19 protein-coding genes are annotated in these 18,588 nt (G+C 72.6%); 10 read left to right on the top strand and 9 right to left on the bottom strand.

All coding sequences use genetic code 11. From position 1 onward, the window contains the following. Nucleotides 1-185: 185 nt before the first annotated feature. Nucleotides 186-662, bottom strand: coding sequence for a 2-C-methyl-D-erythritol 2,4-cyclodiphosphate synthase (gene ispF / locus P696_RS0127515; protein WP_026414840.1), 477 nt, complete (start codon nucleotides 660-662; stop codon nucleotides 186-188). A 25-nt stretch (nucleotides 663-687) separates the two neighbouring features. Further along, a complete protein-coding gene (locus P696_RS0127510; RefSeq protein ID WP_026414839.1) occupies nucleotides 688-1,170 on the bottom strand; it encodes a CarD family transcriptional regulator in 483 nt (160 codons plus the stop codon). Between the two features lie 412 nt (nucleotides 1,171-1,582). On the opposite strand from P696_RS0127510, the gene P696_RS0127505 reads away from it, so the two are divergent. Together P696_RS0127505 and P696_RS0127500 are read left to right on the top strand one after the other, a co-directional pair. Further along, on the top strand, nucleotides 1,583-2,353 hold the full coding sequence (locus P696_RS0127505; protein WP_026414838.1) for a hypothetical protein: 771 nt from the start codon (nucleotides 1,583-1,585) through the stop codon (nucleotides 2,351-2,353). A gap of 201 nt (nucleotides 2,354-2,554) precedes the next feature. Beyond that, the gene (locus P696_RS0127500) at nucleotides 2,555-3,556 is read left to right on the top strand and encodes a hypothetical protein (protein WP_157429949.1); all 1,002 of its coding nucleotides are present in this window, start codon (nucleotides 2,555-2,557) and stop codon (nucleotides 3,554-3,556) included. A gap of 293 nt (nucleotides 3,557-3,849) precedes the next feature. On the opposite strand, the gene P696_RS0127495 is transcribed toward P696_RS0127500, so the two are convergent. Together P696_RS0127495 and P696_RS48530 are read right to left on the bottom strand one after the other, a co-directional pair. After that, nucleotides 3,850-4,533, bottom strand: coding sequence for a response regulator transcription factor (locus tag P696_RS0127495; protein WP_026414836.1), 684 nt, complete (start codon nucleotides 4,531-4,533; stop codon nucleotides 3,850-3,852). 40 nt (nucleotides 4,534-4,573) lie between these two features. Next, complete coding sequence (locus P696_RS48530; protein ID WP_084338230.1) at nucleotides 4,574-5,875, bottom strand: sensor histidine kinase; 1,302 nt, start codon at nucleotides 5,873-5,875, stop codon at nucleotides 4,574-4,576. Between the two features lie 308 nt (nucleotides 5,876-6,183). On the opposite strand from P696_RS48530, the gene phoU reads away from it, so the two are divergent. Further along, entirely contained in the window at nucleotides 6,184-6,846 is a 663-nt protein-coding gene (phoU, locus tag P696_RS0127485; protein WP_026414835.1) for a phosphate signaling complex protein PhoU, read from the top strand. Between the two features lie 71 nt (nucleotides 6,847-6,917). On the opposite strand, the gene P696_RS0127480 is transcribed toward phoU, so the two are convergent. The 3 genes from P696_RS0127480 to mshA all read right to left on the bottom strand — a co-directional run bounded on the left by P696_RS0127480 (nucleotide 6,918) and on the right by mshA (nucleotide 9,602). Further along, on the bottom strand, nucleotides 6,918-7,673 hold the full coding sequence (locus P696_RS0127480; protein WP_026414834.1) for a phosphoglyceromutase: 756 nt from the start codon (nucleotides 7,671-7,673) through the stop codon (nucleotides 6,918-6,920). Between the two features lie 103 nt (nucleotides 7,674-7,776). Further along, the gene (locus P696_RS0127475) at nucleotides 7,777-8,295 is read right to left on the bottom strand and encodes a type III secretion system chaperone family protein (RefSeq protein ID WP_084338228.1); all 519 of its coding nucleotides are present in this window, start codon (nucleotides 8,293-8,295) and stop codon (nucleotides 7,777-7,779) included. Further along, nucleotides 8,292-9,602 (bottom strand): D-inositol-3-phosphate glycosyltransferase, encoded by a 1,311-nt coding sequence (gene mshA, locus P696_RS0127470; protein ID WP_026414832.1) that lies wholly within the window; start codon nucleotides 9,600-9,602, stop codon nucleotides 8,292-8,294. Before mshA ends, P696_RS0127475 begins: the two co-directional genes overlap by 4 nt. 108 nt (nucleotides 9,603-9,710) lie before the next feature. Between mshA and P696_RS0127465 the strand changes: the two genes are divergently transcribed. Further along, nucleotides 9,711-10,472 carry an SDR family NAD(P)-dependent oxidoreductase gene (locus tag P696_RS0127465; RefSeq protein WP_026414831.1) on the top strand — a complete coding sequence of 254 codons (762 nt, stop codon included), beginning with the start codon at nucleotides 9,711-9,713 and terminating at the stop codon, nucleotides 10,470-10,472. A gap of 37 nt (nucleotides 10,473-10,509) precedes the next feature. On the opposite strand, the gene P696_RS0127460 is transcribed toward P696_RS0127465, so the two are convergent. Continuing rightward, nucleotides 10,510-11,289, bottom strand: coding sequence for a hypothetical protein (locus P696_RS0127460; RefSeq protein WP_026414830.1), 780 nt, complete (start codon nucleotides 11,287-11,289; stop codon nucleotides 10,510-10,512). A gap of 130 nt (nucleotides 11,290-11,419) precedes the next feature. Here P696_RS0127460 and P696_RS0127455 point away from each other — a divergent pair, with 130 nt between their 5' ends. The 3 genes from P696_RS0127455 to P696_RS0127445 all read left to right on the top strand — a co-directional run bounded on the left by P696_RS0127455 (nucleotide 11,420) and on the right by P696_RS0127445 (nucleotide 14,561). Then, nucleotides 11,420-13,207 (top strand): AMP-binding protein, encoded by a 1,788-nt coding sequence (locus tag P696_RS0127455; RefSeq protein ID WP_245627833.1) that lies wholly within the window; start codon nucleotides 11,420-11,422, stop codon nucleotides 13,205-13,207. Between the two features lie 10 nt (nucleotides 13,208-13,217). After that, nucleotides 13,218-13,991, top strand: a complete 774-nt coding sequence (locus P696_RS0127450; protein ID WP_026414828.1) for a TIGR03084 family metal-binding protein — start codon at nucleotides 13,218-13,220, stop codon at nucleotides 13,989-13,991. A gap of 102 nt (nucleotides 13,992-14,093) precedes the next feature. Continuing rightward, nucleotides 14,094-14,561 carry a universal stress protein gene (locus P696_RS0127445; protein WP_026414827.1) on the top strand — a complete coding sequence of 156 codons (468 nt, stop codon included), beginning with the start codon at nucleotides 14,094-14,096 and terminating at the stop codon, nucleotides 14,559-14,561. A gap of 162 nt (nucleotides 14,562-14,723) precedes the next feature. Here the strand turns inward: P696_RS0127445 and P696_RS0127440 are convergent, their stop codons facing one another. Continuing rightward, nucleotides 14,724-15,242 carry an O-acetyl-ADP-ribose deacetylase gene (locus P696_RS0127440; protein ID WP_026414826.1) on the bottom strand — a complete coding sequence of 173 codons (519 nt, stop codon included), beginning with the start codon at nucleotides 15,240-15,242 and terminating at the stop codon, nucleotides 14,724-14,726. Between the two features lie 360 nt (nucleotides 15,243-15,602). On the opposite strand from P696_RS0127440, the gene P696_RS0127435 reads away from it, so the two are divergent. The 3 genes from P696_RS0127435 (at nucleotide 15,603) to P696_RS48520 (ending at nucleotide 18,588) form a co-directional block, all read left to right on the top strand. Then, nucleotides 15,603-16,436, top strand: a complete 834-nt coding sequence (locus tag P696_RS0127435) for an NAD-dependent epimerase/dehydratase family protein (protein ID WP_026414825.1) — start codon at nucleotides 15,603-15,605, stop codon at nucleotides 16,434-16,436. A 192-nt stretch (nucleotides 16,437-16,628) separates the two neighbouring features. Then, complete coding sequence (locus P696_RS48525) at nucleotides 16,629-17,240, top strand: MarR family winged helix-turn-helix transcriptional regulator (RefSeq protein ID WP_064744129.1); 612 nt, start codon at nucleotides 16,629-16,631, stop codon at nucleotides 17,238-17,240. Nucleotides 17,241-17,322: 82 nt separating this feature from the next. Then, entirely contained in the window at nucleotides 17,323-18,588 is a 1,266-nt protein-coding gene (locus tag P696_RS48520; RefSeq protein ID WP_051468244.1) for a sensor histidine kinase, read from the top strand.

Raw genomic sequence — 18,588 nt, 5'->3', positions numbered from 1 at the left:
CCGCGCGTGGCCTCGCGGGCCGCGTGGGGCCCGTGGGTGTTCGCGAAGCGTTGCGAGGGGCCGCGAAGCCCTGCGGAGGTCCACGTGTGTTCGCGAAGCCTCGCGGGGTCCGCAGTTGTTCGCGGAGCCGCGCGGAGGTCCACGGGGATTCGCGAAAGCTCGCGGGGGCCGCGGGTGTTCGGGGGTTAGGTGGACGGCTTGGGGAAGACCAGGGCGTTCGCGAGGGCGGCCAGGCCCTCGCCGCGGCCGGTGAGGCCGAGGCCGTCGGTGGTGGTGGCCGAGACGCTGACGGACGCGCCGTCCAGTGCCTCCGAGAGGGCCTTGGCGGCCTCGTCCCGGCGCTTGCCGATCTTCGGACGGTTGCCGATGACCTGCACGGCGACGTTCCCGATCAACCAGCCCGCCTCGTCCACCAGGCGGGCCGTCTCGCGCAGCAACGTGACGCCGGACGCGCCGGACCACCGGGGGTCGGACGTGCCGAAGACCTTGCCGAGGTCGCCGAGGGAGCACGCCGACAGCAGTGCGTCACAGATGGCGTGCGCGGCGACGTCGCCGTCGGAGTGGCCTGCGAGTCCGGGGCCCTCGCCGGGCCATTCGAGCCCCGCCACCCAGAGGGGACGGTCATGGGAAGCGAACGGGTGGACGTCGGTTCCGACGCCCACCCGTGGAAGCTGATGAGTCACCTGATCAGCTGGCCAGCACCTCGTCGAGGAGGGCCTCCGCCTTGTCCTCGTTGGTCTTCTCCGCGAGCGCGAGCTCACTGACCAGGATCTGGCGAGCCTTGGCGAGCATGCGCTTCTCGCCCGCCGACAGGCCACGCTCCTTGTCGCGACGCCACAGGTCGCGAACCACCTCGGCGACCTTGTTGACGTCACCGGAGGCGAGCTTCTCCAGGTTGGCCTTGTAGCGGCGCGACCAGTTGGTGGGCTCCTCGGTGTAGGGTGCGCGCAGCACCTCGAACACCTTCTCCAGGCCCTCCTGGCCGACGACGTCGCGCACGCCCACGTCTTCGACGTTCTCGACCGGAACCTGAACTGTCAGGTCGCCCTTGTCGACCTTCAGGACCAGGTAGGTCCTTTCCTCACCCTTGATGGTGCGAGTCTCGATGGCCTCGATCCGAGCAGCCCCATGGTGGGGGTAGACGACGGTGTCGCCGACCTGGAAAGTCATGTGACAAGTACCCCTTCCGCTAGAACCAGGGTAGCACGGACCTCGGGGTGACCGCACCGACGTACGCGACAAATCCGCAGGTCAACCGCCTTATTGGGACCTTGACAATGTGTCTTGATAGTGCCTCCGAGGCAGGTTTACCGATCCTGTCGAGCATCCCACCACACCCCCACCGGACCCTGCATCGCCCCTTGTCACCGCACGTCTGAGCATGATCACGAAAGTGTCTCGAAGACGCGGTCCGGCCATTTCGCGGCGTTCCGCCGCTCCCCCCTGTCAGGTCGCGCGCCGCGGCCCATACTGGGAGGTGAGCATGCCGCCTGGGGCGGGTACAAAACGTCCGAAAAAGAGGGAAAGGGGCGCAACGGACGGGAGCGTTCCGGCGAACAAGGGTAAACAGGAGAGGTGCGGTGTGAGGCCAGACGGCGATCCCGAGCACGACGACCACGGACTCCCCCACGTCGATGTCGTGGTGCCCGACGACGCCCGCGATCTCGACCGCGACGTCATCGCCTACCACCGTGAGCAGCGCCAGCTCCGCCGCCGCGCCCGGTACCGCCGCCTCGTCGGCCCGTTCGCCCGCTTCGGCGTCGCCATCCCGATCATCACCGGCGCGCTGCTGATCGCGCTGGTCAGCGGGGTGCTGATGACCGCCCTCGGCACCCGACCGGACGCGCGGCCGCCCCGTGCCGCGCTCGCCCCGCACCCGTCCGCGCCCGTGGGACGCAAGGGCGGATACCTCCCCACCGGCGATGTCACCGCGCCGCCGAGCCCGAAGCACAGGAGCCTGCGCGACCTGCGGCCGAGCGTGATCGCGATCGCCTCGCCCAAGTGCTCCTGCTCGGCCGTGATCGCCGACCTCGCCAAACGCGCCCAGGACCTCCGCCTCAGCCTGTGGCTCGTCGCCGACCGGCGGGGCTCCACCGCGCCCCCCAACGAGACGATCAAGTCCCTGCGCGCGCTCGCGGGCGGCGCGCACGACGGCGAGCCCATCGTCCTGGACGATCTGTCCGGCATCCTGGCCAAGAACTACGCCAACACCCCGGACGGGCGTCCCGCCGTCGGCCTCACCGCCGTGTTCGTCGGCAGCGACGGCGTGGTGTCCGACATCCGCACGTCCGCGCAGCCGGGGCCCGAGCTGACCGACCTGATCAAGGCCGCCGCCCCGGACAGGAAGAACTAGACCACCGGCAGGCCACCAAGCCCTCAGGTGATCATGGGCCACGGGGGATCCGGGCCGGACGCGGCATGGGCGCCATGTGGGATTCGCCGGGAACCGGACCCCGGAGCTGTACCACGCCCGCGACCTCGCTAGGCTGCCCTTCGGCGTTCGGCACGCCGAACCCCCACCGCTCACAACCCCTTTCCCGAGGAGATCGTCGCCGTGATCCGAAACAGCCGTCGAGTGGTCGCGCTCGCCTTCGCGGGCGCCGTCGCCATCGCGCCGGTGCTCTCCGGCTGCGGGGCCGGCGAGGAGCCTCAGACCGCGGCGCCGACGCAGCTCACCGAGGGCGTGAACGCCTGGGTGCCGAAGACCGACGCGGCCAAGCCGCAGGTCAGCATCCGGAACATGTTCCTGCTCGGTCCGCGGCCGGGAGAGGCTCTGCCCGACAAGTCGTCGGTCCCGCTGTACGCGACCTTGATCAACGAGGTCCCCGGACGCGCCGACCGGCTCGTCTCGGTGACCGCGCCGGAGTTCGCCGGACCGGCCAGGATCGCCGCCCAGGGCGTCGTGCTGCCGGCGGCGAGGGAGCGCGGCGAGGGCACCCCGGTGTCCCTGCTCGGGACGGCCCCGGCGGTCCGCCCGGCCCCCGCGGCGGGCCACGAGACCCCTTCGGGCGCTCCTTCGGGCAGCCCGTCGACCAAGCCGTCCACGGCGAAGACCGGCAAGCCCGGCGCCAAGCCGTCGACCGGCGCCCCGAGCGCCCCCGCTTCCGGCGAGGCGACGGCCCCGGCGTCCGGCGCTCCGACCGCTCCGGCCTCCGGTGAGGCGAACGCTCCGGCGTCCGGCGCCCCGAGCGCGCCCGCTTCCGGTGAGGCCGCTCCGGCCCCCGGCGCCAAGGGCCCGCTGGTCGTGCTGCCCCAGGTGGGCAAGGAGCTCCTCGGCGGCGAGACGATCCAGGTCACGCTCCAGTTCGAGAAGGCGGGAGCGATCACGGTCTCCGTCCCGGTCATCCCGCAGCAGAACGAGTTCGGCGCCTACGTCCCGGCGTCGCAGAGCACGCCGTTCGCCTCGGCCCCGGGCGCCTCGCCCAGCGGCGGCGGCGAGGCGACCTCCCCGGCCGGTGAGCCCAGCACCCCGGCCTCCCCGGGCACCGAGCCGTCCGGCGCGGTGAGCCCGAGCAAGTCCGGCGAGCCCGAGGGCGCCCAGACCCCCGCCGCCTGACCCACGCACCACACGAAACGGCCCGTGCCGCGTCCCCAGGACGCAGCACGGGCCGTTTCGCACGTTCGAGCCCCAGGGCTGCGCGGCACGGGCCGTTTCGCACGTTCGCCTCAGGGCGCGCGGCACGGGGCGTTTCGCACGTCCGGGCCCCAGACCTTCGCGCATGCGAACCGGTCTCCGCGGACGTGCCGGCCCCGGGGCCGGGCTGCGCGGACGAGCCGTCCCGGTCGATTCGGCGGGGAAATGAGGAAGGCCGCGGGCTGGGTGCCGGCGGCCTGGGGTTCCTCGGTGGGTTATGGCTCGAACTTGTAGCCCAGGCCGCGGACGGTGACGATGTGGCGCGGCGTGGACGGGGCGTCCTCGATCTTGGCGCGGAGGCGCTTGATGTGGACGTCGAGGGTCTTGGTGTCGCCGACGTAGTCGGCGCCCCAGACGCGGTCGATGAGCTGCATGCGGGTCAGGACGCGGCCCGCGTTGCGGAGCAGGACCTCCAGGAGCTCGAACTCCTTGAGGGGCAGCTGGACCGAGCCGCTGTTGACGCTGACGACGTGGCGTTCGACGTCCATGCGGACGGGTCCGGCCTCGAGGACGGCGGGCGCGAGCTCCTCGCCGGCGTCCCCCTGGCGGCGCAGGACGGCGCGCATGCGGGCGATCAGCTCGCGGGTGGAGAACGGCTTGGTGACGTAGTCGTCCGCGCCGAGTTCCAGGCCGACGACCTTGTCGACCTCGCTGTCCTTGGCGGTGAGCATGATGACCGGGACGTTGGATTTCGCGCGCAGCTCGCGGCACACCTCGGTGCCGGGCAGGCCCGGCAGCATCAGGTCGAGCAGGACGAGGTCGGCGCCGTTGCGCTCGAAGATGTCCAGCGCGTCCGGGCCGGTGGCCGCGACGGCGACCTCGAACCCCTCCTTGCGGAGGGTGTACGACAGCGCGTCGCTGAAGGACTCCTCGTCTTCCACGACGAGCACACGGGTCACGGTGTTGCCTCCCGGGCGGTTCTGGGCAGGAGCGCGGAGGTCACCGCGTCCGGTCCTCGGGGGTCGGGTGGGATGGAGTGAGGCCGTGGACGACCGCGAGGGCGGTCGCGTCCGGACGTGGCGCGTCCGGTCCGCGGTCCGCGCCGCCGGGGTCGCCGGGGACGTCACTGGGGGTCTCTGCGCCGGCGGTGACCGGCGGGGCGGAGGGGTTCAGCAGGGGCAGCCGGAGGGTGAAGGTGGAGCCGGAGCCCTCCTTGCTCCAGACCGTGACCTCGCCGCCGTGCTTGCTGGTGACGTGCTTGACGATGGCCAGGCCGAGCCCGGTGCCGCCGGTCTGCCGGGACCGCGCGGGGTCCACCCGGTAGAAGCGCTCGAAGATCCGTTCCAGGTCGCCGTCGGGGATGCCGATGCCCTGGTCGGTGACGGTGATCTCGACGTGCTGGTCGTCGGTCTGCCGGGTCGCCACCACCACGCGGGTGTGCTCCGGGCTGTAGGCGACGGCGTTGTCGATCAGGTTGCGCAGCGCGGTGACCAGCAGTTCCTCGTCGCCGCGCACCCGGAAGCCGTGCCGTCCGCCGGCGATCAGCTCGATGTCCTTGGAGCCCGCGCGGATCTGCGAGCGGTCGAGCGACTCGTCTATCACGGTGTCGAGCTCGACGGGGTGCAGGTCGTCCAGCGGCTCCTCGCCCTGGACGCGCGACAGGGTCATGAGGTCCTGGACGAGGTTGGTGAGGCGGACCGACTCGTGCTGCATCCGCCCGGCGAACCGGCGGACGGCCTCGGGGTCGTCGGCCGCGGCGTCCACGGTCTCGGCGAGCAGTGACAGCGCGCCGACCGGCGTCTTCAGCTCGTGGCTGACGTTGGCGACGAAGTCGCGGCGGATGGCCTCGACGCGGCGCATCTCGGTGAGGTCCTCGGCGAGGACGAGCACCAGGCCGTGCGAGCCGAGCGGCGCGACCCGGACGGCGAACCAGCGGCCCTCGGCGCGCGAGCGCGACCGGGACGGCCCGACCTGGATCTCGGTCTCCCGGATCTCGCCGTCGCGGCGGACGAGCCGGGCCATCGCGAGCAGTTCGTCCACGACCAGCCGGTCGTCGCTGACCAGGCCGTAGGCACGGGCGGCGGAACTCGCGCGCAGCACCCTGTCCTCGGCGTCCACGACGACGCCCGACGATCTCAGGACGCTCAGCACCGACGCTATCCCCGGCGGCAGCCCGCCCTGGGGCTGCGCCGGGGGCACGGTTCGCTGGGCACGCTCGCTCACCCGTACCGCCAATCCCGTCGCGAGTCCGATCGCGAGCCCGGCGAGCCCGGTCAGACCTGCGACAACCTCGACCTCCACATCTTGGATCGTAAGTGGCGAACGGACCCGTCCCACACCACGGGGGCACCGGTGCGGGACCCGTTAGCCCAATGTTCACCTCTTTATCCGTATCGGTTCACGCCGGTCGGGCAGGCTGTGGCGTGGGCGAGTACGCCCCGCGCCTCGGGCCCGCCGGGGGCACGGGACCCGTGCGCGGTGCCCCGGCGGCCGCCGGCTCCGGGCGCGGCGCCGACGCCCGAGACACCCGAGCGGGCGGTGCGTCACCGCCCTCGCAGTACCGGCCGGGCCCGAACGCCCGGCCCTCCCCGAAACCCGAGGATCTTCAATTGCGCGACGTCTACCACGAGGAACTCGACTCCCTGGCCGACCGGCTGGTCGAGATGACCCGCCTGGTCCGGTCGGCGATGTCCCGCGCGGTGACCGCGCTGCTGGACGCCGACCTGCGGCTGGCCGAGGAAGTGATCACCGCCGACGAGCAGGTCAACAAGATCGACGCCGAGATCGAGGAGACGGTGTTCGACCTGATGGCCCGGCAGCAGCCGGTCGCCGGCGACCTGCGGACCCTGGTCACCACGCTGCGGATGAGCAGTGACCTGGAGCGCATGGGCGACCTGGCCGTCCACATCGCCAAGACCGCCCGCCGCCGGCACCCGGAGACGGCCGTCCCGCCGGAGCTGCAGTCCACGGTGCTGGAGATGGGCCAGATCGCCGAGCGCATGATCGCCAAGGCGGGCTCGGTGATCGCGTCCCGGGACGTCGAGATGGGCCTGGAGCTGGACGCCGACGACGACGCGATGGACCGGCTGCACCGCCGCCTGTTCGACCTGCTGCTCTCCCCCAAGTGGAAGCACGGCGTCGAGCCCGCCGTCGACATCACCCTGGCCGGACGGTACTTCGAGCGGTTCGCCGACCACGCCGTCCACGTCGCGGAGAACGTCGTCTACCTGGTCACCGGGCAGCGTCCGCAGGAGATCATCGACGCCGGCTGATCGTCCGGACCCAGCGAAAAAGAGCCCGCCGCGTCCCCAGGGGGATGCGGCGGGCTCCGTCGTTCGCGGGCCTACTTCTTCTTGTTCGCGCCCTGGTTCTTGACGGCCTCGATGGCGGCCTTGGCGGCGGCCGGGTCGAGGTACTCGCCGCCGCGCTTCAGCGGGGCGAAGTCGTCGTCGAGCTCGTACACCAGCGGGATGCCGGTGGGGATGTTCAGGCCGACGATGTCCTCGTCGGAGACGCCGTCCAGGTGCTTGACCAGCGCGCGCAGCGAGTTGCCGTGCGCGGTGACCATGACGGTGCCGCCGCTCGCCAGGTCCGGGACGATCGCGTCGTACCAGTAGGGCAGCAGGCGGTCCACGACGTCGGCGAGGCACTCGGTCCGCGGGATCAGCTCGGACGGCAGGGACGCGTAGCGCAGGTCGTTGACCTGGGACAGCGGGTCGTCGTCCTTGATCGGCGGCGGCGGGGTGTCGTAGGAGCGGCGCCAGACCATGAACTGGTCCTCGCCGTACTCGTCGCGCGTCTGGGCCTTGTTCTTGCCCTGCAGAGCGCCGTAGTGCCGCTCGTTCAGCCGCCAGGACCGGCGGACCGGGATCCACAGCAGGTCCGCGACGTCCAGCGCGATGTTCGCCGTGCGGATGGCCCGCTTCAGCAGTGAGGTGTGCACCACGTCCGGGGTGATGTCGGCGTCGAGCAGCAGGTCGCCGCCGCGCGTCGCCTCGCTCTCGCCCTTGGCGGAGAGGTCCACGTCCACCCATCCGGTGAACAGGTTCTCCGCGTTCCACACACTCTCGCCGTGCCGCAGCAAAACCAGGGTCGCCATGGCACCAGAGCCTAGCGGGCGTCACCGGGCGGTCCGGCACCAGGCCGGACGGCGGCGGAGGGGAGGCAGGACGGCGGAACCGGGCAGGTCAGCCGCCCGCGGATCAGCGGTTGGCGGGGTCGGCGAAGGACGCGAAGGCCCGCAGGTTCGCCAGGGACTCGCCGCGCTTGACGCGCCAGTCCCACTCCTTCTGGATCGAGGTCTTGAAGCCGCGTTCCAGGGCCTTGTCGAAGTTCTCGTCCGAGTAGGTGAGGACGCAGCCGAGGAGCCGGTCGACCTCGTCCGGGGTGACCGAGTGCAGCGGGAGGCGGCCGACGATGTGGACGTCGCCGACCTCGTCCAGCGCGAACGACATCCCGTACATGCGGCCGTTGCGTTCCAGGAGGAAGCGGTAGAACTCGGCGTGGTTCTCGTCCGGCCGGCGGCAGAAGAACGCCTCGACGTGGAGGCTGTGGTCGCCGACGATCAGCCAGGTCATGGTGGCGAGCTTGTGCTGGCCGGGCAGCTTGACGAAGAACGCGCCCTCGCGCGGGACGCTGTACTCCAGCTCGGACGACCTCAGCGTCTCCTCGATCACCGCGATCGGGTCGTCCGCCGGGGTCTCCTGCGCGCCGTGGCTCACCGGGCCATCTCCTTCACCATCGCCTCGCGGGTCGTCGCACCGGTATACACCTCGAGCAGGCGGTCCACGGTCGCGTCCCAGCCGAACGCCTGCGCGTGCCGGACCGCCCCGCGCGCGAGCCGGAGGTGGGTGCCGGGCTCGGCGTACAGGCGGCGCAGGACGGAGGCGTAGTCGGCGGGATCGTGCCCGTTGACCAGAATGCCGGACTCGCCGTCCTTCACGGCGGTCTGGAGCCCGCCGACGGCGGCGGCCACGACGGGCGTCCCGCACGCCTGGGACTCGACCGCGACCAGGCCGAACGACTCGTTGTGGGACGGGACGACCGTGACGTCCGCGGCCCGGTACCAGTCGGCGAGCTCGCGCTGCGGACAGGGCGGCTCGAACCGGACGACGTCGGTGATGCCGAGTTCGGAGGCGAGCCGCTGGAGTCCCTCGGGACGGCTCCGTCCGGACCCTGACGGCCCGCCGACGACGGCGACGACCAGCTTGGAGCGCAGCGCGGGCTCCTGGTGGAGCATGAGCGCGACGGCGCGGAGCAGCACGTCGGGGGCCTTGAGCGGCTGGATCCGTCCGACGAACAGCAGGACGAAGGCGTCCCGGGGAAGGCCGAGGCGGCGGCGCGCGGGGCCGGTGCGGTGCGGGAGCAGCCCGGTGCCGCGCGCGATCACCGGCGACTCGGGACGGAAGAGGGCCAGGTCGACGCCGGGGCTGACGGTCGCGATGCGGGACGGGTCGGCGGCGTAGAGACCGGCGAGCTCGCGGGTCTCCTTGGCGGTGTTGGCGACGAGGTGGTCGGCGGTGTCGACGATCTGCTGCTCGCCGTTCACGCGGAGGAGGGGCTCGGGGGCGTCCCCGGCGGCGAGGGCCGCGTTCTTGACCTTGGCCATGGTGTGCATGGAGTGCACGAGCGGGACGCCCCAGCGCCGCTTGGCGGCCCATCCGGCCTGGCCGGAAAGCCAGTAATGGGTGTGGATCAGGTCATAGTGGCCTGGGTCATAGGACGCCTCGGCGCGCAGCACACCGGACGTGAACGTGCACAGGTGGCGGGGCAGCTCGCCCTTGTCCAGCTCCTCGAACGGCCCCGCGACGACGTTCCGGACGAGGACGCCGGGGGCCAGCTCGGTGACCGGCGGCAGGGCCCGGGAGGTCGCGCGGGTGAAGACGTCCACCTCGACGCCCCGCTCGGCCAGGCGTTTCGCGGTCTCGACGACGTAGACGTTCATGCCGCCCGCGTCGCCCGTGCCCGGTTGATCCAGGGGCGAGGTATGCAGGCTGATCGTCGCAACTCGCTTGATACGACCCGACACCGGACACCACCTCCGGTAGTGCAACCTATCCACCGGTTCGACTGTTCCCGTCCCGCGAGGGCGACCCTGTGACGTGCGTCCCCCGGCCGATCTGGGAAGCTGTGCGGCATGCGTAAAACGGCGGTGGTGACCGGGGCGAGCAGCGGGATCGGAGCGGCGACGGCGCGGAGGCTCGCGGCCGAGGGGTTCAACGTCGTGGCGGCCGCGCGCCGCCGGGACCGCCTGGACGCCCTCGTCAAGGAGATCGCCGAGGAGGTTCCCGGCGCGGGCAAGGTCGTCCCGGTGACCCTGGACGTGACCTCGCAGGAGTCCGTGGACGCGCTGGCGGACGCGCTCGACTCCTGCCACGTCCTGGTGAACAACGCGGGCGGCGCGATCGGCCTGGAGTCGGTCGCGAACGCCGATCCGGCCGACTGGCAGGCGATGTACGACACGAACGTCCTCGGGCTGCTGCGGGTGACCAAGGCGCTGCTGCCGAAGATGATCGCGTCCGGAGCCGGCCACGTGGTGAACATCACCTCGCTCGCCGCGCACGTCGCCTACGAGGGCGGGGGCGGCTACAACGCCGCCAAGCACGCCGCCTACGCGGTGAACGAGGTCATGCGGCTGGAGCTGGTGGACCAGCCGGTGCGGATCACCGAGATCGCGCCCGGCCTGGTCAAGACCGAGGAGTTCAGCCTCGTCCGGTTCCGCGGCGACAGCGAGCGCGCCGAGAAGCCGTACGAGGGCATCCCGGACCCGCTCGTGGCGTCGGACATCGCCGACTGCGTCGCCTGGGCCGTCACCCGCCCGGCACACGTCAACATCGACCGCATCGACGTCCAGCCGCGCGTCCAGGCCGCCCCCCACAAACTCCACCGCGAGCACTGACACCAGGGGCCGACGAGGCCGCCGGACCAGCGGGCGATCAGCGGGTGGGGGCGACCGCTGTCCAGGGGAGGGTGAGTTCGCCCAGGCGCCAGCGTGCCCTTCCGCCGTAGGGCGGGGTCGTGCAGACGGGGTGGGTCGCCGCGAGGTGCTCGACGGCGGCGATCCAGCGGGCGCGCGCGCCGAACGCCGACTGCGGCGCGGCGATCGCCCACGCGCGATCGAGGTCGGCCAGCAGCGCGTGCACAGCCTCCCCCTCGACGTTGCGGTGGATCAGCGTCTTGGGCAGCCGGGGCGCGAGGTCGGACGGCCGGTCGAGGGACGGCAGGTGCGCGGCGAAGGTGATCGTCCGGGGGCCGGTGCGGTCGAGCGTCACCCAGACCGCGCGGCGGCCGATCTCGTCGCAGGTGCCCTCGATCAGCACGCCGGACGGGTCGAGCCGCGCGGTCAGGTCCTCCCACGCCTGCCAGGCGGCGTCCTCGTCGTACTGCCGCAACACGTTGAACGCGCGCACGAGCGTCGGCGGACGGTCGACGGGCAGTTCGAACCCACCGCGCCGGAACGACAACCCCGGGTACCGCGCCTGGACGGCCTGACCCGCGGCGACGCGATCCGGCTCGATCTCGATGCCGACGACCTCGACCTCGGGCGCGACAGCGCGCAGGCGTGCGTAGAACTCGATCGTGGTGATCGGTGTCGCGCCGTACCCGAGGTCGACGGCCAGCGGACGCGGAACCGCGCGCAGCAGGCGTCCCTGGGTGGCGGCCGTCCACCGGTCCGCTCGGCGGAGCCGGTTCGGGTTCGTCGTTCCCCGGGTCACCTCCCCCTGGGGTCTCGTCGCGCGCGCCACGCCGTCGATTGTCGCCGCCCCGCAGACCGAACGGGATTCTGTCCGACATAAGCGATCGGTTACGGTGATCTCCCGCCCGTCCGCGCCCAAGGGAGCCGCCGTGCCCGACCCCACCCCCGCGCACGAGCCCCACACCCGCGAGGCCCCCGCGCACGAGGCCCGTGTGCAGGAGGCCCGGACGCATGAGGCCCGCGCTCGCGAGGTCTGCGTGGGCGAGGGGCGTGTTCACGGGGAACTTGAGTTGGCCGGGGTGCTTGGGGCGGTCGCGGAGGTGATGCCCGAGCGGGAGTGTCTGGTTTGGTACGACGGGGACGGGCGGCACGCGCGGACGTGGCGTGACATGGTCGTGCGCAGCCGTCGGCTCGCTCGCGTGCTGCATGACGCCGGGCTTGGACGGCACGGGCAAGGGGGCGGCGCGCCCTGGGAGTCACCACATGATCACCTGGCTCTCTGTCTGCACAACGGCCCCGAGTACCTGGAGGGCCTGGTCGGCGCGCACATGGCCCGTGTCGCGCCGTTCAACGTCAACTACCGCTACACCGGCGACGAGCTGGTGCGGCTCTTCGAGGACGCCCGTCCGAGCGCGGTGATCTACCACGCCCGGTACGCCCCACGAATCATTGAAGTCCTCGAGCGGACCGGCCTCCAACCCCTGCTCCTCTCTGTGGACGACGAGTCCGAGACCCCGCAGCCGCCCAACGCGCGCGCGTACGAGACGACCCTCGAAACCACCCCAGATGAGGCTCTGGACGTCGTTCCCGATGCCGGTGACCTGCACATCCTGTACACGGGCGGGACGACCGGACTCCCCAAGGGCGTGCTGTGGCGCATCGGGGACCTCATGCTCGGCCCGCTCGGCATGCGCCGCCGCGACCACACGGCGATCACCGACCTGGACGAGGCGGTCGCGCGGGCCGTCCGGTCTACGGCGAGGGTGCTGGTCGGGCCGCCGCTGATGCACGGCGCCGGGACGTGGTCGGCGCTGGGCGCCTGGTGCGGGGGCGGGTGCGTGGTCTTCCCCGCGCGCGTGGACGGCCTGGACGCGGCCGACCTGCTGGCCGTCGCCGAGCGCGAGCGCGTCACCCGGATCCCGCTGGTGGGCGACGCGTTCGCGCGTCCCCTCGTGGCGGAACTGGAACGCCGCGACCACGACCTGACGGCGCTCCGGACGCTGCTGAACTCGGCCGCCGCGATCAGTCCGGGCGTGAAGAGGCGCCTGCTGGAGCTGCTGCCCGGCGCGCGGATCGCCGATGTGCTCGGATCGTCCGAGACCGGGTTCCAGGTGACCCGCCAGGGCGCGGACGAGCGGCCGTTCGCGGCCTCGCCCGGCGCGGTGGTGCTGAGCGCCGACCGGTCCCGCGTGCTCGCGCCCGGCGAGGACGAGCTGGGCTGGCTGGCCAAGGGCGGGACGATCCCGCTCGGCTACCTCAACGATCCCGACAGGACCGCCGCGACGTTCGTGACGCTGGACGGGACGCGCGTCGTGGTCGCCGGGGACCGTGCCCGGATCCTCCCGGACGGCGCCGTCCAGGTGCACGGACGCGAGGCCACCACGATCAACACCGGCGGCGAGAAGGTGTTCGCCGAGGAGGTCGAGACCGTCCTGCGCGGCCTGCCCGGCGTCGAGGACGCGCTGGTCGTCGGCCGTCCGAGCGAGCGCTGGGGCACCGAGATCGTCGCGGTCGTGCGGACCGGCGCCCCCGGCCCCGGCGGCCCCACGGACGCCGACCTGCGGAAGGGCTGCGCCGGGCATCTCGCCCGCTACAAGATCCCCAAGGCGTTCGTCCGGACGGACGGGTCGCTCCGGCTGCCCAACGGCAAGGCCGACTACGCGGCGGCCCGAATCCTGCTCGGTCGGGGTCTTCCGCCCGTGGCGGGCGGCGGGTGATGCTGGCGGAATGCCGGATCTCAACGCGCTGCTCGCCGACATGGCCGCCGAGGGCGCGTCCCTCGACGCGCTCGTCACGCCCCTCGACGCCGCCGCGTGGGCCACGCCCACGCCCGCCGAGGGCTGGACCATCGCCCATCAGATCGCGCACCTGACCTGGACGGAGGAGGCGGCCCTGCGCGCCGCCACCGATCCCGACGGGTTCCTGGCGAACCTGCCCCGGATCGAGGACGTGGACCTCGCCGCCGCCGAGGGCGCCAAGCTCGCCCCCGCCGAGCTGCTCGACCGCTGGCGCAAGGGCCTGGCGGAGCTGGGCATGGCGCTCGCCGCGCTCCCGCCCGGCACGCGCCTGCCGTGGTTCGGCCCGCCGATGGCGGCCGGATCCATGGCGACCGCGCGGATCATGGAGACCTGGGCGCACGGCGAGGACGTGGCGGAGGCGCTCGGCGTGACCCGCGCCCCCACGAACCGGCTGCGGCACGTCGCGCACATCGCCGTCCGGGCCCGGGACTTCGCCTTCCACAACCGCGGCCTGACACCGCCCGCCGAGGAGTTCCGCGTCGAGATCACCCCGCCGGACGGCGGGGCCTCGTGGACGTGGGGCCCCGCGGACGCCGCCCAGCGCGTGACCGCGCCCGCGCTCGACTTCTGCGTGCTGGCCACCCGCCGCCGCAACCGCGCCGACGTGGACGTCGCCGCCACCGGGCCGGACGCCGACCGCTGGCTGGACGTGATCCAGACGTTCGCCGGACCTCCCGGCGCCGACCGTCCGGCCCGCGGCTGACCACACGTCCGAAAGCCGCCGCTGACCTCGGCGGACGGCGTCCGGAAGGTGATCTTCGGCACCTCGTGTTCCGTTCGGCCGATCAGCGGATAGGACTGAAGCATGACCATCCTGATCGCTTTCGACGGCTCCGACGACGCGCGCACCGCCATCGAGTTCGCCGCCCGCACGCTCCGTCCCCAAGAACCCGTCGCCGTCCTGACCGTCTGGGAACCCCTGCTCAGCCAGATCAACTGGGCCCCGCTCGCCGCCGCCGGCGCGCTCACCGTGGACGACAAGTCCGACGAGTGGCCCGAGGAGGAGCAGGCCCGGCGGCTCGCGCTGGCCGGCGCCGAGATCGCCCGCAAGGCCGGGTTCGAGCAGGTCGAGGCGCGGTCGGCGCGCACGACCGGCCCGATCTGGGCGGGCATCGTGGACGTCGCGGAGGAGCTCGACGCCGACGTCATCGTCACCGGTTCGCGCGGCCTCGGCGCGGCCCGCTCGGTGATCCTCGGCAGCGTGTCCACGCGCGTCCTGCACAAGACCCACCGGGCCGTCCTGGTCGTCCCGCACGCCAAGAAGGAGGACTGACCGACCTTCCCTCCAAGCAAGACCGTCCTTAACCGGCGGCTATGAAGTAGCGTCCGACCGGCCACGGGACGCCCGTCCCGGAACCGGTCCCGGCCGCGCCACGCCCCCGCCGGAGCGCGCGCCTCCCGGGTCTCCCCTGGCTGACCGACACGCCGGGAAGAACTATCCGCTCAGTGCCTTCAGGGCCTGCTCGAAGGCCGTGTACGCCTCCTCGGTGAACAGGACGAACCGGACGTCCTCCACGGTGCTCGGGGTGGACGCGACCGTGTTCACGGCGATGCGCGCGGCGTCGTCCACGGGCCAGCCGTAGATCCCGGCGGACACCGCGGGGAAGGCGATCGAGGAGACGCCCAGCTCGTCCGCCGTGCGGAGGGACTCGCGGAAGCAGGACGCCAGCAGGGCAGAACGGTCCTCCGAGACGGAGTAGACGGGCCCGACGGTGTGGATGACCCAGCGCGCGGGGAGGTGTCCGGCCGTGGTGGCGACCGCCTGGCCGGTGGGCAGCCCGCCGCCGTAGTGTGAGGCCCGCAGCTTGCGGCACGCCTCCAGGATCTCCGGTCCGCCGCGGCGGTGGATCGCGCCGTCCACCCCGCCCCCGCCGAGGAGCGAGGAGTTGGCCGCGTTCACCACCGCGTCCACGCGCTGCGCGGTGATGTCCCCGCGCACCAGAGTGATCTTCATCGCTTCCCTTTCACCCCTACCAACGGCGCGTCCACCATAAAAGGCACATTCTCGGACAGGCGCGTCGCCCTCTGATCCCGTCGGGAACCCTGCTCAGGGGGTCGGAACGTTAAACCCTGTGCGGCGACGCGAAATCCGGGCCGGGAGGGGCCAAACGGCGAGCGCGAGCGGGCGCCGTGGGGTTTCATGGAATACCGGAAAGTACCGATAATTCGGCGGCCGTTCTCGGGCCGGACCGCCTGGCCCGTGGTGGCGGCCGGGTCACGAACGAGCGAACCGCCGGAGAAAACGTCGTCACAGGCGGCACTATCCTGCCGCTACAGCGACCACAATGGTGTGAAAGTCGTGGAGGTGCCCCCCTTGAAGATTCTCGTCGCGGGCGCGGCCGGCGTGGTCGGGCGGCGGCTGGTCCCGTTGCTGGTCCAGGCCGGTCACGAGGTCGTCGGAACGACCCGCAGCCCCGAGCGCGCGCAGCTGATCGCCGACCAGCACGCCGTCCCGTCCGTCGTGGACGTGCTCGACCGCGAAGGGCTGACGGCGGCACTCGCCGAACACGCGCCCGACGTGGTGATCCACCAGCTCACCGACCTGTCCGCGTCGGACTTCGAGGCCAACTCGCGGCTGCGGATCGACGGCACGCGCAACCTGGTGGACGCGGCGCGCGCGGCCGGCGTGGAGAAGATGATCGCCCAGTCGATCGCCTGGGTCTACCGGCCCGGCGAGGAGCCGGCGACCGAGGACGACGAGTTCGACCCGTCGCTCCAGCCGCACCGCGGCGTCGCCGCCCTGGAGAAGGCGGTCGGCGAGATGCCGCACGGCGTCGTGCTCCGTTATGGAGCGTTTTACGGCCCCGGCACCTGGTACGCCCCGGACGGCGCCATCGCCCAGCGGGTGCGCGACGGCGCGCTGAAGCTCACCCCGTCCTGGACCTGCTTCGTGCACGTGGACGACGCCGCCTCGGCCGCCGTCGCGGCGCTCGACTGGCCCGCGGGCCCGGTGAACATCGTGGACGACGAGCCCGCCACGGCCGCCGAGTGGCTGCCGGTCTACAGCGCGGCGCTCGGCGCGCCCACCCCGCCGACCGCACGGCACGCCGCCCTGCAGGGGCGTCCGGTGTCCAACGCGCGGGCGCGCGAGCTGGGCTGGAAGCCGCGCCTGGAGTCCTGGCGCGACGGCTTCGCCCAGCTCGACTGAGGCCGGATCGACCGGGTTCGGGCGAGATCGCCTGAATCCCGCCGGGCTCTGCCGGACATGATCGGGTCCGGTGTGACACGCCCGGGGGCGGCGCGGCCCTCGGTCGTCCGATCTGTACCGTCCGTCCGCCTTCGAGATATTTCGCGGGGGCGGCTCGGACAGATCATTGAAACTTCAAGTATGATGTCCGGTATGACGGACACCCGGTGGCTCGACGACGAGGAGCAGCAGACCTGGCGCGCCTTCGTCGCGTTCTCCCGGCTGCTGTCGGAGGCGATGGAGCGGCAGCTCGGCCGTGACGAGGGCCTGCCCTTCAGCTACTACCTGATCCTGGCGATGCTCTCGGAGGCGCCCGGCCGGTCGCTCACCATGACCGAGCTGGCCACGGTCGTGCGCGCGTCCCCGAGCCGGCTGTCGCACGCGGTCAACAAGCTCCAGGCGAACGGCTGGGTGGTGCGCAGCCGCCATCCGGACGACCGGCGCGCGATCATCGCGTCGCTGACCGACGACGGCATGGCGGTCGTCGAGAAGGCCGCGCCGGGACACGTCGGCGAGGTCCGCCGCCTGGTGTTCGACCGGCTCACGCCCGAGCAGCTGGCGTCCTTCGACGACATCCTGACCACGCTGCTCGCCGGGCTCGACCCGGACGCGCCGGTCTGCCCGGACTCCCCGGTCTGCCCCACCGACGCCGAGCCGCCTTCGGCGGCCGTCGAGATCGGCCCTGGCTGCGCGGACGTGGGCGGCTGCCCCGGCATCGACTCGGACGAGGATTCGGACGACGACTCGGACTGCGACGCCGCCTGACGCGAGGGTGGGGCCAGCCGAACCCCCCGTCCCCGTGGAGGCACGATCGACGCGGACGCCCGTCGTCGGCGACGCTGGGCGCATGAGGTGGAACCCCTACGACCGGCGCTGCTGGGCGCCCGCGCTCTACCTGGTCGGAGGCGGCGCGCTGAGCGCGTTCGGGGTCTACTACGCGGTCTACGCGGGGCTCGCCGCGCTGGTCCTCTCCGTCACCCGGATCGGCAGGCCCGCGACCGCGGCCGTGCTGCACGGGTCGGTCCGGATGGCCGAGGGGCGACGCGTCCTGGCGGCCCGGCTGCTCGGTGAGGACGTGCCCATGCCGTCCCGCGGGAAGGCCCGCGGCATGCGGAACTGGGTGCGCGAACAGCACGGACGTCTCGGCTACCGCGCGTTCGGTTACCTGGCCGCGAGCGTCCCGACGGGGCTGCTCGGGCTGCTGGCCGTCCTGCTCACGTGGGTGTACGGGGCGGTCCTGCTGACGTACCCGGTGCAGTGGCGGCTGGGAATGAACGAGACGACGGTCACGGACGCGTCCGGGCGCATCCGCCACGGACTGATGATCTCCGGGATCCTCTTCGACACCTGGCCTCGCGTGCTCGGGCTCACGGCCGTCGGCGCGTCGTTGCTGCTGGCCGCGCCCGCCGTGACCCGCGCCGCCGCCGGCCTGGACGTGCGGGTCCTGCGGTTCGTCTTCCGTCCCGGACCGGCCGAGAAACGCATCAGGGCGCTGGAGGAGAGCCGCTCGTACGCGGTCGAGGACGCGGTCGCGACCGTCCGGCGAATCGAACGGGACCTGCACGACGGCGCGCAGGTCCGGCTGGTCGCGGTCACGATCCGGCTCGCGATGCTCAGGGAGACGCTCCCGCCGGACGCGCCGGACGCCGTCCGCGAGCTGGTGGACGCCGCGCACGAGGAGGCCCGCGCCGCGATCGGGGAGCTGCGCGAACTGGTGCGGGGCATCCACCCGCCCGTCCTCGACAAGGGGCTGGACGCGGCGCTCGCGACGCTGGGCGCGCGCAGCCCGGTCCGCGCCGAACTGGCCACCGACCTGCCCGAACGTCCGTCGCCCGCGCTGGAGTCCATGGCCTACTTCTGCGCCGCCGAACTGGTCGCCAACGCCGCCAAGCACGCGGACGCGTCGCGCCTGACGATCGACGCCCGGACGGCGGACGGCCGGCTGGCGCTGCGCGTCACCGACGACGGACGCGGAGGGGCGGAGGTCCGGCCGGGCGGTGGGCTGGCCGGGCTCGCCGACCGGATCGCTACGGTTGACGGCGAACTGACCGTGCACAGCCCTCCCGGAGGCCCCACCACCGTGACCGTGTCCCTTCCCCTCCCCGTCCCGTGA

This window comes from Actinomadura oligospora ATCC 43269, assembly GCF_000518265.1.
In the GTDB taxonomy this organism is placed as follows: Bacteria; Actinomycetota; Actinomycetes; order Streptosporangiales; family Streptosporangiaceae; genus Spirillospora; species Spirillospora oligospora.
Note: the sequence above shows the minus strand (reverse complement) of the source record. Positions and strands in the feature narration are given on the sequence as shown.

Bases quoted from the DNA above. Each gene is read 5' to 3' on its own strand.
- P696_RS0127465 (WP_026414831.1), top strand. From the start codon at position 9,711: ATGCGTAAAACGGCGGTGGTGACCGGGGCGAGCAGCGGGATCGGAGCG.
- P696_RS0127510 (WP_026414839.1), bottom strand. From the start codon at position 1,170: ATGACTTTCCAGGTCGGCGACACCGTCGTCTACCCCCACCATGGGGCT.
- P696_RS0127445 (WP_026414827.1), top strand. From the start codon at position 14,094: ATGACCATCCTGATCGCTTTCGACGGCTCCGACGACGCGCGCACCGCC.
- P696_RS0127440 (WP_026414826.1), bottom strand. From the start codon at position 15,242: ATGAAGATCACTCTGGTGCGCGGGGACATCACCGCGCAGCGCGTGGAC.
- P696_RS0127480 (WP_026414834.1), bottom strand. From the start codon at position 7,673: ATGGCGACCCTGGTTTTGCTGCGGCACGGCGAGAGTGTGTGGAACGCG.
- P696_RS0127450 (WP_026414828.1), top strand. From the start codon at position 13,218: ATGCCGGATCTCAACGCGCTGCTCGCCGACATGGCCGCCGAGGGCGCG.
- P696_RS48520 (WP_051468244.1), top strand. From the start codon at position 17,323: ATGAGGTGGAACCCCTACGACCGGCGCTGCTGGGCGCCCGCGCTCTAC.
- P696_RS48525 (WP_064744129.1), top strand. From the start codon at position 16,629: ATGACGGACACCCGGTGGCTCGACGACGAGGAGCAGCAGACCTGGCGC.